This is a genomic window from Siminovitchia fortis (assembly GCF_003605365.2).
GTDB lineage: Bacteria > Bacillota > Bacilli > Bacillales > Bacillaceae_C > Siminovitchia > Siminovitchia fortis.
This window is the reverse complement of record NZ_QYTU02000003.1, coordinates 12,006-25,343: the sequence shown is the minus strand read 5'-3', so window position 1 is coordinate 25,343 and position 13,338 is coordinate 12,006. Positions and strand designations below refer to the sequence as shown.

At 46.1% G+C, this 13,338-nt stretch carries 10 protein-coding genes; 1 reads left to right on the top strand and 9 read right to left on the bottom strand.

The window, feature by feature from the left end; all coding sequences use genetic code 11:
• Positions 1 to 62 precede the first annotated feature (62 nt).
• Positions 63 to 2,732 carry a calcium-translocating P-type ATPase, SERCA-type gene (locus D4N35_RS02570; protein WP_120069530.1) on the bottom strand — a complete coding sequence of 890 codons (2,670 nt, stop codon included), beginning with the start codon at positions 2,730 to 2,732 and terminating at the stop codon, positions 63 to 65.
• Between the two features lie 143 nt (positions 2,733 to 2,875).
• On the opposite strand from D4N35_RS02570, the gene D4N35_RS02565 reads away from it, so the two are divergent.
• Positions 2,876 to 4,588: an Rqc2 family fibronectin-binding protein gene (locus D4N35_RS02565; protein ID WP_120069527.1), complete on the top strand. Its 1,713-nt coding sequence runs from the start codon at positions 2,876 to 2,878 to the stop codon at positions 4,586 to 4,588.
• Positions 4,589 to 4,918: 330 nt separating this feature from the next.
• On the opposite strand, the gene D4N35_RS02560 is transcribed toward D4N35_RS02565, so the two are convergent.
• The 8 genes from D4N35_RS02560 to D4N35_RS02525 all read right to left on the bottom strand — a co-directional run bounded on the left by D4N35_RS02560 (position 4,919) and on the right by D4N35_RS02525 (position 13,335).
• Positions 4,919 to 5,188, bottom strand: a complete 270-nt coding sequence (locus D4N35_RS02560) for a type II toxin-antitoxin system RelE family toxin (protein WP_120069523.1) — start codon at positions 5,186 to 5,188, stop codon at positions 4,919 to 4,921.
• Positions 5,172 to 5,405 carry a hypothetical protein gene (locus D4N35_RS02555; protein ID WP_120069520.1) on the bottom strand — a complete coding sequence of 78 codons (234 nt, stop codon included), beginning with the start codon at positions 5,403 to 5,405 and terminating at the stop codon, positions 5,172 to 5,174. The genes D4N35_RS02560 and D4N35_RS02555 overlap by 17 nt, the downstream gene beginning before the upstream one ends.
• Before the next feature lie 116 nt (positions 5,406 to 5,521).
• Positions 5,522 to 6,151 carry an orotate phosphoribosyltransferase gene (gene pyrE, locus D4N35_RS02550; protein ID WP_120069859.1) on the bottom strand — a complete coding sequence of 210 codons (630 nt, stop codon included), beginning with the start codon at positions 6,149 to 6,151 and terminating at the stop codon, positions 5,522 to 5,524.
• A 4-nt stretch (positions 6,152 to 6,155) separates the two neighbouring features.
• Positions 6,156 to 6,869, bottom strand: coding sequence for an orotidine-5'-phosphate decarboxylase (pyrF, locus tag D4N35_RS02545; RefSeq protein ID WP_120069516.1), 714 nt, complete (start codon positions 6,867 to 6,869; stop codon positions 6,156 to 6,158).
• Positions 6,869 to 10,069: a carbamoyl-phosphate synthase large subunit gene (gene carB / locus D4N35_RS02540; protein WP_120069513.1), complete on the bottom strand. Its 3,201-nt coding sequence runs from the start codon at positions 10,067 to 10,069 to the stop codon at positions 6,869 to 6,871. The genes pyrF and carB overlap by 1 nt, the downstream gene beginning before the upstream one ends.
• Positions 10,053 to 11,153 (bottom strand): carbamoyl phosphate synthase small subunit, encoded by a 1,101-nt coding sequence (locus tag D4N35_RS02535; RefSeq protein WP_120069856.1) that lies wholly within the window; start codon positions 11,151 to 11,153, stop codon positions 10,053 to 10,055. The genes carB and D4N35_RS02535 overlap by 17 nt, the downstream gene beginning before the upstream one ends.
• Positions 11,153 to 12,436, bottom strand: coding sequence for a dihydroorotase (gene pyrC / locus D4N35_RS02530; protein WP_120069510.1), 1,284 nt, complete (start codon positions 12,434 to 12,436; stop codon positions 11,153 to 11,155). Before pyrC ends, D4N35_RS02535 begins: the two co-directional genes overlap by 1 nt.
• Positions 12,437 to 12,450: 14 nt before the next feature.
• The gene (locus tag D4N35_RS02525) at positions 12,451 to 13,335 is read right to left on the bottom strand and encodes an aspartate carbamoyltransferase catalytic subunit (protein WP_120069507.1); all 885 of its coding nucleotides are present in this window, start codon (positions 13,333 to 13,335) and stop codon (positions 12,451 to 12,453) included.
• Positions 13,336 to 13,338: the final 3 nt, after the last annotated feature.

The window sequence follows — 13,338 nt, the reverse complement described above, 5'->3', positions numbered from 1 at the left end:
TTTTTAACTTGAAGAAAAAAAGGCAATAGATATCTCTATTACCTTGTTGATTATAACATACACTATTTTCTTTTTCTTGAAAAAAACGTTCCTGCCAGCAAAAAGGTGGGGACTGCACTCAGGCCAAGGATCAACAGCCAGTCTCTCGGTTCAACTGCCACCGTGTGGAAAATCGGCTGGAAAACAGGGACATAAATGACGATAAACATCAGCAATGCCGAGGAAATGACCGCCCAGACCAAATATTTATTTTCAAAGGGATTTCGGGAAAAAATCGATATTTCGCTCCGGCAGTCAAATACATGTATGAGCTGGGCCATGACGAGAGTGGCAAAAGCAACTGTCTGGGCATACGGTAAATCATTTGGATTGCGATGATAGACGATGACAAAAGCAGCCAAAGTGACAACTCCGATCAAAAATCCGCGGGAAAGGATTTTCCAGCCGAGTCCGCGGGCAAAAACGCCTTCTTTGGGATGCCGCGGATTTCTTTGCATCACGTTTTCCTCCGGCTGATCCAGCCCGAGAGCCATAGCCGGCAATCCATCAGTGACCAGATTGACCCATAAGATTTGGATGGGAACTAGGGGGAGCGGCAGGGACATTAGCATGGCAAACAGCATGACAAGTATTTCCCCCACATTTGATGCCAGCAAATACCGGATGAATTTCCGGATATTTTCATAAATATTCCTTCCCTCTTTGATTGCCGCTTTGATCGTTGCAAAGTTATCATCCAGAAGGATAAGGGAAGATGCTTCCTTGGCCACGTCTGTCCCGGTGATTCCCATCGCGATTCCAATATCGGCTGCTTTGATGGCAGGGGCATCGTTTACACCATCGCCTGTCATCGCTACAATGTGGCCTTTGTTCTGCAGTGCATTGACTATTTTCAATTTATGCTCCGGAGATACTCTCGCAAAAACAGATATGTCTTCCACTACGGTTTCAAGATCCTTCACAGAAAGCTCATTGAGCCTGCGTCCATCCATTACCTTTGTTTCCTTGGCACCGTTTGACAAGATACCAAGCTGGCTGGCAATGGCACACGCGGTTTCAACATGGTCGCCTGTGATCATTACCGTCTTGATCCCTGCCCTCTTACACTCAGCGACAGCTGCTTTCACTTCAGGACGCGGGGGATCGATCATTCCCTGTAAACCGATCAATGTCAAATTTTTCTCAACATCTTCGGCTCTTTCCGGAATTGGGCCTCTCAAAGGCTTATAGGCTATGGCAATTGTCCTGAGCGCCATGGATGCCAACTGTTTCACAGCTCCTTGGACCTCCTGCATCAGCTGGCCGCTTAAGGCTTTTTGTTTTCCCTCCCACAGGATGGCATCACTTTTTAACGACAGGACATCTGGTGCGCCTTTTGTAATGACAAAACGCTCTCCGGAAGGACCTTTTACAATAACGCTCATCATCTTGCGGGCGGAATCGAATGGATATTCCTTTTCGATGAGGAACTGTCCGAGAAGGGATTTTTTATCGATCCCGGCCTTTGCCCCTGCGATTAACAACGCACCTTCCGTCGGATCCCCGTCCACGTTCAGTTCCTTGCCTGACATTTTGATTTCGGCATTATTGCACAGTGTCCCAAAAGTGAGAAGCTGGTATAGTGTTTTCTCCCTTTCAACCTCAATTTTTTTGTCCTGGGCGAAAAATTCCCCGGAACCGGCCACTGTCCATGTTTTTCCGCCGCCCCATAAATGGGTGACGGTCATTTTATTTTGGGTCATTGTTCCCGTCTTGTCTGAGCAAATGACCGAGGCACATCCGAGCGTCTCAACAGCCGGAAGCTTTCGGACGATCGCATTTTTACGGATCATCCTTTGGACGCCCAGTGACAGGGCAATCGTGACAATGGCGGGCAGGCCTTCCGGAATGGCCGCGACAGCAAGGGAGACACCTGCCAGGAACATCGTATAAATATCATGACCATGGAAAATACCTGCCAATACGACCGCTACTGTCAGAAGCAGCGCGACTGTGATTAAAATTTTTCCAAGCTGATCGAGTCTTCTTTGCAGCGGAGTCATGATCGTTTCGGCGGTTTGGATCATCCCGGCAATTTTTCCCATCGCCGTGTTCATTCCGGTTGCCGTGACGATGCCTATCCCATTTCCCCGGGTCACCATCGTTCCCATAAAAGCCATATTGTTTAAATCTCCGAGAGAAGGATTTTCCTCCAGAATGAGATCTGAATGTTTCTGTGCAGGTATCGATTCCCCGGTCAGAGCCGACTCCTCTATTTCCAAATTGTTTGAAACGATGATCCGCATATCGGCTCCTACCCGGTCACCGCTTGAAAGTTTGAGAATATCACCCGGCACCGCATCTTTTGAATCTATTTTCATCCACCGCCCGTCCCGGAGGACGTTGACCTTTGGCGCGGATAAATTTTTTAATGCCTGCAGGGATTTTTCTGCTTTGCTTTCCTGGATAAAACCAAGTAAGCCATTGATTAAAACAATGACCATGATCGCGACCGCATCGACATATTCACCGAGCAGCCCGGATATTAGCGTGGCCGCCAATAATACAAGCACCATAAAATCCTTGAATTGGCTGAAGAAAAGAAGGATGGCAGATTGTTTTTCCCCTTCTGACAGTTCATTCCGGCCAACCTTTTTTCTTCTCTCATCAGCCATCTTAGTAGACAATCCTGTCTTTGTATTTGTATGAAGCGACTTCGCCGCCTCATTTGCATCCATTTGGTGGTATATCATCGCACAACCGCCTTCCCCTATGACAAGCAATAGTTGTCCTTATCATTGCAAGCTTATTCAGGAACAGGGCCATTCATGATATAATTTTTCTTATAGGTAAAAAAACACGGAATCATAATTATATTAAGTAAAGGATGTTTTTAATGGCTTTTGACGGACTGTTTACCAGGGCTATGACAAAGGAACTTTCTGAAACATTGATTGGCGGTAGGATCAATAAAATTCAGCAGCCGTATAAAAATGAAATGGTCATTACTGTCAGGGCGAAAGGAAAGAACCATAAACTTCTGCTTTCCGCCCATCCCAGCTATTCCCGGGTACAGTTGACAGAGGAATCATATTCGAGTCCTGATGAGCCTCCCATGTTCTGCATGATGATGAGAAAACATCTGGACCGCGCCATTGTCCAAAATATATACCAGTCCGGACTTGACAGAATTGTCATTTTTGAATTGAAAGGCAGAGATGAGCTCGGTGATGAATCAATCAAGCTTTTAATCATGGAGATTATGGGAAGGCACAGCAATATCATTCTTGTGGATCAGGCAAATGATAAAATAATAGACAGCATCAAGCATATTCCCGCTTCAGTGAACAGCTACAGGACTGTATTGCCCGGCGGCACGTATATATTTCCGCCCGCACAGAACAAGTTGAATCCATTGGAAGCAGGCACCGAGGATGTGATGCGGAACATCGACTTTAACAGCGGAAAAATCGACCGGCAAATAGTGCAGCAGTTCGCGGGAATTTCTCCGCTTTTTGCCAAAGAGATCACCTTCCGCTGTGGCATGATCAACAGGAGCACCCTTCCACCGGTTTTCTTGGAAATTATGGAACAAGTAAATTCACATCAATACCATTATACCATCACAAGTTCCGGGGGCAAAAGCGCTTTTTATCTGCAGCCGCTTACGCATATGAAGGGAGAATCCAAGCCTTTTTCTACATTAAGCAGTATGCTGGACAGCTTCTATTTCGGCAAGGCCGAAAGGGACCGGGTCAAACAGCAGGCGATGGACCTGGAAAGATTGATGAAGAATGAGAAGGAAAAAAATGAAAAGAAAATCATCAAGCTTGAGGCGACATTGGATAAAGCTGAACAAGCCGACAAGCTTCAGCTTCTTGGAGAGCTTTTAACTGCTAATATGCATCTTGTCAAAAGGGGCATGAAAGAAGTTTCCGTTGTGAATTATTATGACACTGAGGGCGGAACAGTCAGCATCCCGCTGGATCCCCGAAAGGGGCCATCGGAAAATGCGCAAAGCTTTTTCACCAAATATCAAAAGGCCAAGAAATCCATTAGCGTAGTCAAACAACAGATTCAACAGGCAAAGGAAGAAATCACTTATTTTGATGGGCTGCTCCAGCAATTATCCTCTGCATCAGTCGAAGATATTGATGAAATTCGCGATGAGTTGATCGAAGAAGGCTATATAAGGCGCCGGCAAAACAGGTCAAGGAAAAAGCCGGCGGGAAAGCCTGCTGTTGAGAGGTATGAAGCAAGCGACAAAACCGAAATCCTTGTGGGAAAAAATAATAAGCAAAATGATTATTTAACAAACAAATTGGCCCGCAGGGACGAAATCTGGCTCCATACGAAAGATATTCCGGGTTCCCATGTCGTTATCCGCAGTACCGATCCAACGGATGAGACCATCCTGGAAGCTGCAATGCTTGCCGCCTATTTCAGCAAAGCGAGAGATTCTTCTTCCGTACCCGTCGACTACACGAAAATCCGCCATGTTAAAAAGCCGAACGGCGCAAAGCCGGGATTTGTCATCTATGACCAGCAGCAGACCGTCTACGTGACACCGGATGAGGAACGGGTGAGATCGATGAAAGTGAAACGGTAATAAGCAATATAGCCATACGAAAGCCGGAATGCTTTAGCGACGTTATGTTAGTTTGATACCGGCTTTCGGAAAGGCTTGCGGCATTTGCCATTGGAATGTCTGCTTCTTTAAGACGGCAGCGTTTTTTAGCTTTTGCCCAATCAGACTTCTTCTTGCTTTCCCCATCAATGTCCACACCTTTCAACTTTCTTCACAGTCCTATTGATTACTTCAATTAAACACTGTAATACCGCATGCCTTTTTCGAGATTCCTTTATTTTTATTTAAGCAAGGGGGTATTCTGATAGCCGATTTTTTGAGAGGATTTTCCAGAATAGGTTGTTTTAATATTTATTTGTATACATCGCCTCGTGGACCTATTTTTAAGACTAAAATAGTGAGTTCATGATCGATTACTTGATAGATTATTCTAAACTGGCCAAACCGGACACGGAATGTTTTTTCTTCAAATCCCTGTAGCGGTTTTACATTGGCCACTTCGTAAGGATTCATTCTAAGTTGTTCAATGATTTCTTTTATCTGTAGCTGGCGAATTGCGTCCTGCCTCTGTAAGAATTTAATAGCTGTCTTCTTTAATTTCACTCTATAAACCGAGCTCACGCTTTACTTCCTCCCAGTCTACAGATTCTTCTTTAATGACATCAGTCAGCTCTTTCAATTCCTCCTCATCCAATGGCGTGTTGTCTGCTTCAGCAAGCTCGTATAATCCCTTCCCTTTTTTGGATAATAAAAGTTTAAGCATTTCATACGCTTGTTCAGTCTCATCTTCGTCCATTTGATCAACAAGCTTATAAACGTCCTCTTTGCGAATACTCATCCTTATCACCTCGTTGAGTTATTACTATTATTGTAATGCATTTCAAATAAACAAGGAAGGCTGGATGCTCCAAGCACAAAAGCGAAGGCTGCCCTTCCGGACAGCCCTATCTTCTTTTATTCTGTTTTTCCCCATTCTTCCGGGTTTTCGCGCCAGTTGCGGAGTGTTTCAAGATCTTCTTCTTTGATCAGTTCTTTATTGAATGCTGTTTCAATCAGGTTTGAATAACCCGTTAAAGAAAAAGCCTTGATGCCTTCTTCACCAAAAGATTTTTTCGCTTTATCCAGCTCATAGGAAAAAATACTGACAACACCCAAAACATCGCAGCCTGCCTCTTGAAGCGCTTTGACAGCAGTGATGGAGCTTCCTCCGGTAGAGATCAGGTCTTCAACAACAACGACTTTCTGCCCCTTCGAAGCTTTTCCTTCTATTTGATTTCCCTTTCCATGGGACTTGGCTTTTGATCTGACATAGCACATGGGCAGGCCCAGTATGTCGCTGATCCATGCCGCATGCGGAATGCCTGCCGTAGCTGTTCCTGCGATAAGTTCCACTTCAGGGAATTGTTTTCTGATCAGTTCCGCCAGCCCTTCAGCAATTGCTTTTCTGACTTTCGGATAAGACATCGTTAATCGATTATCGCAATAGATAGGCGCCTTCATCCCGGACGACCATGTGAACGGATCGTTCGGCTGCAAAAAGACGGCTTTTATATCAAGTAAATGTTCGGCAATTGATTCGCTCATCACTTTACCTCTCCCATTCTGTCAACACTTTTTTATAGGATAAAACCGGGTTGTCCGCTTGCGTAACCGGGCGTCCGATTACAATCATCGATGATCCCATTTCTCGGGCTTTCGTCGGGGTCACGACCCGCTTTTGATCATCGCTTTTGCTGCCGGTCATCCGGATTCCCGGAGTCACCCTCAAAAAGCCGGATCCAGCTTTCTTTGCAATGGAAGCAGCTTCAAAAGCGGAACATACAACCCCATCGAGGCCTGATTCCCTGGCAAGCAATGCATAATGGAGGACAGATTCGTCGATTGTCCGGTTGATCAATTGCTCACGCTGCATTTGTTCTTCACTCGTGCTTGTCAGCTGCGTGACAGCAATCAAAGCAGGACGGGTCTGACCCGCTTTTGTCCCTTCTTCCAATCCGGAAAGGGCCGCTTTCATCATTTCTGTTCCGCCTGCTGCATGGACATTGACCATATCAACCGAAAGTCCAGCGAGAACTTTCATTGCCCGATGAACCGTATTGGGAATGTCATGCAGCTTTAAATCTAGAAAAATCCAATGTCCTTTTTCTTTCAGGAAGTGGAGGAGCTCCGGTCCCTCCCGGTAATAGAGCTCCATTCCAACTTTTACATACAGCTTTTCTCCGTCGAATCGGCTCAAGAAATCCCAAGCTGTTTCTATATCCGGAAAATCAAGTGCTATGATCGGCAAATTTTTCCCGCCCATTATTGAACCGCCTTTTTACCGGACGGCATTGCTTCAGCGGAAAGAACCATCGATTCAAGGACGTCGAGAATTGCTTTGGCTGTATCCAGCGATGTCAAACATGGGATGCCATTTTCAACGGATTCTCTTCTGATACGGAAACCGTCTCTGCGTGGCTGCTTTCCTCTTGTCAATGTATTGATGACAAGCTGAGCATCCCCCTGTCTGATCGTATCGAGCAAGTTATGGCCGGAGGCTCCAATTTTATCGACGGTTTGGACCTTAATGCCCGAATCCGAAATGGCTTTCGCCGTTCCACTGGTAGCAATGATCTGGTAACCGATGGCCGAGAACCTTTCAGCGAGTTTCACTGCTTCATCCTTGTCCTTGTCAGCTACCGTAATCAATACGGTACCGTGCGTCTTAATTTCTATTCCGGAAGCGACAAGCCCTTTATATAACGCTTTTTCCATCGTCCTGTCTCTGCCCATAACTTCCCCGGTGGACTTCATTTCAGGTCCCAGGTTGATATCCACCCTCCGAAGCTTGGCGAACGAGAAAACTGGAACTTTTACATAGACACCGCTCATCTCCTGGCTAAGGCCTGTTTCATAGCCCAGCTCAGGCAGCTTCTTGCCCAGAATCACTTTCGTAGCGAGATTTGCCATCGGAATGCCGGTGATTTTGCTTAAAAATGGCACTGTTCTGCTTGAACGCGGGTTTACTTCAATGACATACAATTCATTGTTCGAAATGACATATTGAATGTTCAAAAGTCCGATAATCTCAAGTCCCCTGGCAAGGCGGATCGTTGCATCTTCAATCTTCTTGATCATGTCCGCACTGATATTTTGCGGCGGATATACTGCAATCGAGTCTCCTGAGTGGACCCCTGCCCGTTCAATATGCTCCATGATACCGGGAATCAACACATTTTCCCCGTCGGAAATCGCGTCGACTTCAATCTCTTTTCCTGTCAAATAACGGTCTACAAGAACCGGATGTTCTGGATTGATTTTTACGGCATTTTCCATGTAATGGAGCAGTTCTTTTTCCTCATAGACAATTTCCATCGCTCTTCCACCAAGGACATAGGAAGGGCGCACCAGCACAGGGTAGCCAATATCAGAGGCGATTTTCACAGCCTCATCGACTGAAAAAGCGGTCTTCCCTTTTGGCTGAGGTATGTTCAGCTCAGAAAGAGCATGCTCAAATTGTTCCCTGTCTTCTGCCCTGTCAAGACTTTCAAGTGAAGTGCCCAGAATCTTTACTCCGCGTTCGGAAAGCTCTGCTGCCAGATTGATTGCTGTTTGGCCGCCGAACTGGACGACTACACCAATCGGCTGCTCCAAATCGATGATATGCATGACATCTTCAATCGTAAGCGGCTCAAAATAAAGCTTGTCAGAAATGCTGAAGTCCGTCGACACAGTCTCAGGGTTATTGTTGATGATGATCGCTTCGTAACCTGCCTGCTGGATGGCCCATACACTGTGTACAGTCGCATAGTCAAACTCGATGCCCTGGCCGATGCGGATCGGTCCTGATCCTAGTACGATAACACTTTTTTTGCCGGTGCGCTCTGATTCATTTTCCTCTTCATAAGTACCGTAGAAGTACGGAGTTTCGGATTCGAATTCAGCTGCACATGTATCTACCTTTTTATATACCGGCACGAGCTCATTGTTTTTGCGCCAGTCATAAATTTCCTTTTCATTGCTTTCCCACAGTTTTGCAAGAGTGATGTCTGCAAAACCCATTTTCTTCGCTTGAACTGCCAGTTCAGCACTAAATGGTTCTTTTTTCAGCTTATTTTCAAGTTCGATGATTTTGTTTAGTTTGTGCAGGAAAAATAGGTCGATCTTGCTCCAATCATGGATGGTTTGTATCGTGATTCCTCTTCTCAACGCTTCTGCCACAACGAAAAGCCGTTCGTCTGTAGCATTTTCGATTCCAGCCTGAAGCTCTGACTGTTCCATCGCTCTGGCTTCCTCGTTTTCCAAGTGATACAAGTTGATCTCTAGGGAGCGCACCGCTTTTAGCAATGATTCTTCAAAGCTGCGGCCGATTGCCATTACTTCGCCTGTCGCTTTCATTTGAGTTCCAAGGCTTCTGTTTGCAGATTCGAATTTATCAAAAGGCCATCTCGGAATTTTAGTTACAATGTAATCGATGACCGGTTCAAAGCAGGCATACGTTTTCCCTGTCACAGGGTTCATGAGTTCATCCAAAGTATATCCGGCAGCAATTTTTGCTGCGAGTTTCGCAATCGGAAATCCTGTTGCCTTGGAAGCAAGCGCAGATGAACGGCTGACACGCGGATTCACTTCAATGATATAGTATTGGAAACTCTCAGGATCAAGGGCAAGCTGGACATTGCATCCCCCTTCGATTCCAAGTGCACGGATCAATTTCAAAGAAGTGTTTCTCATCAATTGGATTTCCCTGTCGCTCAATGTTTGGCAAGGGGCGACGACGATGGAGTCGCCGGTATGGACTCCGACAGGATCCACATTTTCCATATTGCAGACGACAATCGCATTGTCATTGGCATCTCTCATCACTTCAAATTCTATTTCCTTATATCCGGCAATGCTTTTTTCAATCAGGCATTGGTTGACAGGGCTGTTTTTCAAACCGCTTGATACGATGGAATCAAGCTCCTCGCTGTTTTTGCAAATACCTCCGCCTGTTCCGCCAAGTGTATACGCAGGCCGGACAATAACAGGAAACCCAATTTCTTCAACAAAATTTACTGCTTCTTCCAGCGTATGGACGATGGCACTTTCAGGCACCGGCTCATTCAATTCGTTCATCAAGCTTCTGAATTGATCCCTGTCCTCCGCCTGTTCAATAGCTGACAGTTTCGTACCAAGTATTTCAACATTGCATTCTTCAAGAACACCTGCTTTGGCCAGCTGCATGGCGATATTCAAGCCGGTCTGTCCGCCGAGTGTAGGCAGGATGGCATCCGGCCTTTCTTTTCTGATAATGCGGCTGACAAATTCAAGAGTCAGCGGTTCGATATAAACAGCATCCGCAATCTCGGAATCTGTCATGATGGTCGCGGGGTTTGAATTGATAAGGATGACCCTGTACCCTTCTTCTTTCAGAGCAAGGCAAGCCTGAGTGCCGGCATAGTCGAATTCAGCCGCCTGTCCAATTACGATGGGGCCTGACCCCACTACTAAAATACTTTTGATGTCAGTTCTTTTCGGCATGGTCATCCGCCTTTCTTTTATTTTCATCCATTAACTTCAAAAATTGATCAAATATATACTTGGCATCTTCCGATCCCGGTGCGCCTTCCGGTTCAAATTGTACAGAGAAGGCCAGTTGATTTTGATGGGATAGCCCCTCGATGGAGCCTTCGTTCAACTCAACGTGAGTGATAGTCAGCTTGCTTCCATCCACCGATTGTTTATCCACTTCATATCCATGGTTTTGGGAGGTGAAAACCACTTTGCCCGTTGCCAGATCTTTCACGGGATAACTTCCCCCCCGATGGCCGACAAACATCTTCTTTGTTTTGCAGCCATTTGCAAGGGCAAACAATTGATGGCCAAGGCCTATGCCAAAAAGAGGTACTTTTCCTTGAATTTCACGTATCGTCTCAATCGCTTCAGGAACGTTTTCCGGGTTTCCCGGCCCGTTGGACAAAATCACACCGTCCGGCTGCAAGGAAAGGATCTCATCTGCAGTGGTTTGATAAGGAACGACTGTAACATCGCACCCCCGCTTGGTAAGCTCGCGTAAAAGCCCGTGCTTCAAACCGAAGTCCATGACGATGACACTGCTGCCGCGTCCCGGTGCCGGGAACGGTTTGACCGTCGACACCTGCTTTACCTGATCCGGCAGGCTTTCAACTGCATGAAGGCGGGAAAGATGCGTTTCAATGCTCTCTCCAAATCCGCACATGACCCCTTTCATCGTTCCTTTTGATCTGATGATCCTGATCAATTTTCTTGTATCGATACCGCTAATACCCGGGATTTCCTTCGCTTTTAAAAACTCGCCAAAGGACATGTTGCTGCGCCAGTTTGACGGGTAGTCGGCCGCTTCTTTTACTACGACACCTTTGATGACTGGCTGGATGCTTTCAAAATCATCACGGTTGATTCCATAGTTTCCGATTTGCGGAAATCCGAACACGATAATCTGTCCGTAATTGGACGGATCGGAAATGATCTCCTGATAACCGGTCATGCTAGTGTTAAAAATAATTTCACCTGTCGTCTCTTTTTCACTTCCGATTGCTTCGCCGATAAAAACTGTTCCATCTTCGAGAATGAGCTGGCGTTTCATCAATTGTCACGTCCTTCCGACCATTTGATTTCTCCGTTGACAAAGGTGGCTGCAGGCCATCCTTTGCATGTCCACCCGCTGAACGGTGTGTTTTTTCCTTTAGATAAAAACTTGCCTGAATCAATTTTTTGTTCTTTTTCCAAATCAATCAGGGTAATATCAGCAGGTTTTCCTATATCCAAAGTTCCGCAGCCCAGCTTGAATGTGTTGGAAGGCGCTGCTGTCATCCAGTCAACCAATTGTTTCAATGTGCAATAGCCTTTTTCCACAAAGTGCGTATAAAGCAGCGGAAAGGCCGTTTCAAGGCCGACGATTCCGAAAGGAGCCTCGGTCACTTTCTTTGCTTTATCCTCTGCTGTATGAGGGGCGTGGTCTGTTGCAATGAAATCGATTGTCCCATCCAGCAGCCCTTCAATCAGGGCCTCGCGGTCTTCTTTTCCGCGGAGAGGCGGGTTCATTTTGAAATTCGTATCATTGGCATCCGTAATATCTTCATCACACAGGAGCAGATGATGCGGGCTGACTTCCGCTGTCACTTTAATCCCTGCCCTTTTCGCATCCCTCACTGTCCGAACAGACTCTTTTGTGCTGATATGGCATACATGGTAATGGCAGTCTGCCGCTTCAGCGAGCAGCACATCCCGCGCAATATGGACAGATTCGCATATGGATGGGATTCCCGGAACTCCCGATTTTCTGGAAAACTCCCCTTCATGAAGGGCACCGCCATAGATCAGCGAATTGTCTTCACAATGGGCGACGATTGCCATATCCAGTTCTGCAGCCTTTTGCATAGCTTCATACATTTTGGCAGCTGTCTGGATACCGACTCCATCATCTGTAAAAGCGAAGGCTCCCGCTTCCTTCAATCCCTTGAAATCAACAAGTTCCTCTCCCTGCAGGCCGTGAGTAATCGCAGCATAAGGGAGAACATTGACATGGGCAGTTTCTTTGATGCGGCCAACAAGCCACTCCATTTTATCAGGGTTATCCGGAACAGGATTCGTGTTTGGCATGGAGGCCACAGTTGTAAAACCGCCTTTTGCCGCTGCCTTGGTTCCCGTTTCAATGGTTTCTTTTTGTTCTCCGCCCGGTTCCCTTAGATGGATGTGGAGATCCACTAATCCTGGTGTGATCAGCAGCCCCGCTGCATCATACTCTTTCTCCCCCTTGTTTTCCAGATTCCCAACTTCGGCGATAAGGCCATCTTTGACTCTTATATCCATTTCTTTCAGTTCACCATTATCTTGCAGTACTTTTCCATTTTTGATCAGCCAATTCATGCGGGCTTCCTCCTTTATTTTTCAAGAATGTGTTTTATAACTGCCATTCTTGCATATACGCCATTTTCCATTTGCTTAAAAATCCTGGATTTGCAGCTTTCCACAAGACTGCCGGCTATTTCGACACCTCTGTTCACTGGCCCGGGATGCATGATGATGCTTTCAGGCTTCATCCTCTTTTCCCTCTCCGGCGTCAAACCGTATCTTTCATGATATTGCTCTACTGTCAGGTCCATCATTGTATTGTGTCTTTCATGCTGAATCCTCAAAAGCATAAGTACATCCGAAAACCCGATCGCTTCATCAATGTCCACGTAGTTTTGGGCATTTTCCGGGTCACCTTCAAACCATTCAGGCGGCCCTGAGTAAAAAACTTCGGATCCCAGTGCGGTTAATGCTTCCGTGTTGGACCTTGCAACCCGGCTGTGGCTCAAGTCGCCGACAATTGTCACCTTTAAACCTTCAAACTTTCCAAATTCCTGTTTGATTGTCAGCAGATCCAATAATGACTGTGTCGGATGCTGGCCGCAGCCATCTCCCCCATTGACAATTTTCATTTGAAATTTTCCTGCCAGGGATTCATAGTAAGCATCCTGCTTATGGCGGATGACCGCAAGGTCCACCCCCATTGATTCAAGTGTTTTCAGTGTATCCTCCAGCGTTTCCCCTTTTAAAATGCTTGATGTGCCTGTTTCAAAAGGAATCACTTCCATGCCCAATTTGCGTTCAGCCATTTCAAAGCTTGTTTTTGTCCTTGTGCTCGGTTCAAAAAACAAGTTGACTGCGAAGGTTTGTTTTGCGGGAGTCCAAATTTCTCCCTTGGCAAATGATTCCGCTGTATGCAAAATCTCATGTATTTCCTTTGTGGATAAATCCCTCATGGAAAAAAGATTACTCATGGC